Origin of the sequence: Methanospirillum sp. (assembly GCF_028679455.1) — an archaeon.
GTDB lineage: Archaea > Halobacteriota > Methanomicrobia > Methanomicrobiales > Methanospirillaceae > Methanospirillum.
In genome coordinates, this window is sequence record NZ_JAJRBM010000241.1 from 1 (window position 1) to 3099 (window position 3099).

Annotated in this window: 5 protein-coding genes; 1 reads left to right on the forward strand and 4 read right to left on the reverse strand. The window is 44.5% G+C overall.

Annotated elements, in window-relative coordinates; genetic code table 11:
- From LUQ50_RS07990 to LUQ50_RS08005, 4 genes are all read right to left on the reverse strand, one after another.
- A partial coding sequence (locus tag LUQ50_RS07990) for an aminotransferase class V-fold PLP-dependent enzyme (RefSeq protein ID WP_300038855.1) occupies nucleotides 1-875 on the reverse strand: 875 nt, incomplete at its 3' end.
- Between the two features lie 183 nt (nucleotides 876-1058).
- Complete coding sequence (locus LUQ50_RS07995; RefSeq protein ID WP_300038858.1) at nucleotides 1059-1337, reverse strand: ubiquitin-like small modifier protein 1; 279 nt, start codon at nucleotides 1335-1337, stop codon at nucleotides 1059-1061.
- 16 nt (nucleotides 1338-1353) lie between these two features.
- The gene (locus LUQ50_RS08000) at nucleotides 1354-2097 is read right to left on the reverse strand and encodes a HesA/MoeB/ThiF family protein (RefSeq protein ID WP_300038860.1); all 744 of its coding nucleotides are present in this window, start codon (nucleotides 2095-2097) and stop codon (nucleotides 1354-1356) included.
- A 165-nt stretch (nucleotides 2098-2262) separates the two neighbouring features.
- Nucleotides 2263-2454 (reverse strand): helix-turn-helix domain-containing protein, encoded by a 192-nt coding sequence (locus tag LUQ50_RS08005; protein ID WP_300038863.1) that lies wholly within the window; start codon nucleotides 2452-2454, stop codon nucleotides 2263-2265.
- Nucleotides 2455-2726: 272 nt separating this feature from the next.
- Between LUQ50_RS08005 and LUQ50_RS08010 the strand changes: the two genes are divergently transcribed.
- Nucleotides 2727-3099: formate dehydrogenase accessory sulfurtransferase FdhD (locus LUQ50_RS08010; RefSeq protein WP_300038866.1), on the forward strand; the 373-nt coding region annotated here is incomplete at its 3' end.

Sequence of the window (3099 nt, forward strand, 5' to 3'; positions counted from 1 at the left end):
CTCGTCGTCGCCAGCACCCCGGAAGGCGCTGGCGAAGCCATACTCTTATGGCCGGAACCAACAATAAAGTCAGCCCCGATCTCTTTCCCGTTAACCGGCATAACACCGACTGTATATGCCCCGTTATAGAGGAACGGGATATCATAACTGTATGCAACTTTGGCGATCCCTTTGACATCATGCTCGTTTGCAAGCTGATAATCATAGTGATCGATCATGACAAGAGCCGGGAGTTTTCCAGTCTCCTGTTTCACCTGTTCGATCTTTTCAGCGGTTGCATCAGCAGTAATGATATTATCCTTATTGAGTGGGACTTCCTTTACGATTCCTCCTGCACCCTCAACTGCCAGAAATTCGGTGTAGTGTGCGAATGCAGAGAATATCACTGAATCACCTTTCTCCACTACGGTCTGGGCAACAGCCTGGAACCCGCGTCGTGCACCCGGAACAACCCTGGCCTGGTCCATGTTCACGAACTCAGCCAGTTGGGTATGGAAGTCCGCGATAGGTGGTTTTGAGATCTTATCTAATCTGAAGGGTTTACGGCAGGCATCACACGTGGAATACCCGTCACCATAGGCAATAAGAGCCTGACGTGCTGCAAGGGTCAGTCTCCCTGCTGCCTGGATCGGCTGGATATTGATATTTTCTTCTTCGCGTGTCCTGACTTCGATGGTTCCGGCAATCTTCTCCGAACGCTGAACGTCAGTATTGGTCTCAAATGCCTGTATGATCGTTTTCAGATCTTTGATCTTCTCCCTGAGATGTTCTTCTTCTGTCTGATTCAGGCTGCCGGGCAGTCCGTCCCGGATCACCTGCCTGGCCTCTTCCAGTTTGAAGAGTGCGGCAAAGATCAGATCTGTCCTCTTCTCCATGTTCAATCCTTACCTCATAATAATTTGACAAGTCATATTCACAATCGTGAAGTATCATATATGTTGTCGCGGAAGTATAAAAGAGATGATAATCCGGCTAATATTGATAGAACATTTGTACTATTGGTATCATCTTCTTCCTTGAAATCTATTCAAAAATTGTCCCGGATCCAATACATCCGCTTACCCGCCTGAAACCGGTGGGAAGACCTTGATCTCGTTCCCATCAGAAACAGGAGTTATCAGACCACCGGTATCTTTGATGGTGACTCCGTTGACCAGGATATTCACATAACGTTTCAATTCTCCTTCATGATACAGAAATGGAATGAGAGCGGGAAATTTCCCGGTTAACTCGTTCACAACTTCCTGTACGGTTGAAAGTGGAGAATTGATCTCAACTTCCTTAGATCCAACTATCTCACGATAGTTTGCAAATAAAATCACCTTTATACTCATCATGTACCTCAATATTCGTTTAATTGAGCGCTTTTTGTGAACATGTCGGACATTTGGGGTCAGGCTCAATAGCTATTTCATGAAATTCCATATATTCACCATCGTAGATGAGCATCCGGTTGATGAGCGGCCTTCCAATTCCGGTCAGGATTTTAATCGCTTCAGTAACCTGCAATGTACCTATCACACCAGGAGTAGCACCGAGAACTGGAAAGACCTCACGTGGAGGTGCTTCCGGAACGATACACTCAAGACAGGGAGTTTTTCCGGGAATGATTGTGGTGATCCTTCCCTCTAACCCCCAGACTGAAGCATGAATGAATGGAATATTATGTGCAATGGCAGCCTTATTGAGAAGATACCGGGTGGGATAGTTATCCATCGCATCAATGATGAGATCTGCTCCTTTCGTGAGAGCGTAGACATTATGCTCATCGATCTTGACCTGAAGAGGAGTTATCCTGATGGAAGGATTCATGGCAGATAATTTACATTCAGCACTTTTTACCTTATACTGGTCCACATTCTCATCCCAGTGAAGAATCTGGCGATTTAAATTTGAGAGATCGACCACATCCATATCTGCAATAACGAGATGCCCTATTCCGGCAACTGCCAGGTACGTTGCAACAGGAGTTCCAAGCCCTCCGGCTCCTGCGATAAACACAGTTGCCTGTTTTAACCTTAGTTGCCCTGTTTCATCAAATCCTCTGATAAGGATCTGTCGATGATATCGTTTGAGATCGTAATCCGTGAGTGTCATAAGTCAGATAGTATACGTTCAGGTGGTGATCCTTACTATCCCGGTGATACCGGGAATATTTGTCAAAACAAACCCGGATGAACATAGTAGGATCACATGGTTCCGATTTGATCGTACGTACAACAAACAAAAGAATTTGGGATTTGCAGGATCCCTCAAAGGTTCCTAACCCATAATCACCGGACGGACGAGATCTGCAATGCTGTAAAAGCTCTGTCTTGCGTCCATAAAACTGAGACGCTCCTTGAGCAGTGCATTAGTCTTCAGGCGCCTGATTGCATAACGCACGGTCCGTGGGGGCAGCCTGGTTTTTTCAATGATGTCTTTCTGAGTGAGTCCTTCACTCGTCTCGAGCACCTTAAACACCAGCTTGGCTGATGGAGGCAGATGTTCGATTGTTATCTCGTCATATGTTTCTGCCTCAGTAACGGCAAAAACGATCCCTTCTCGTCATAGTGACTACTCATATGTTGGATCTTCTCATACATAAATATTCACAATTGTGAATGCAGTTATATTGGACAAGTGATAACTATAGATCAGGTATTCTCTGAATAAAAATTGATTCAGATTTTTGCTATCAGTGCATGACCTACTCGTGTCCCAACATTCCCGAAGTAAAGGTTATTATGACTTTATTATCTGAAAAATTATCACTGTATGTTCCGTGCCAGATAGAAAAAGACGGAGTATTTTCTTTATCAGAACATGAAGTTGTGAGAGAACTCCCGTATTCACTCTGGGTAAATGGACGTTTGATCCTGACCGTTATGACGAGCCCTAACCAACTGGAAGATTTTGTACTTGGTTATCTTTACACGGAAGGGTTAATCAAAAATGTTGATAACATCGAATCTCTGCAGATTCAGGAGCAGAGTATCAGGGTGTTGATCACAGAAAAGATCCACATCAAAGGAAGAAAGAAAACGATTCTCTCCGGATGTGGGGGTGATTCTTCATCTTTTGATATTACTAAACTCCCCCATGTACATTCTGATCTGA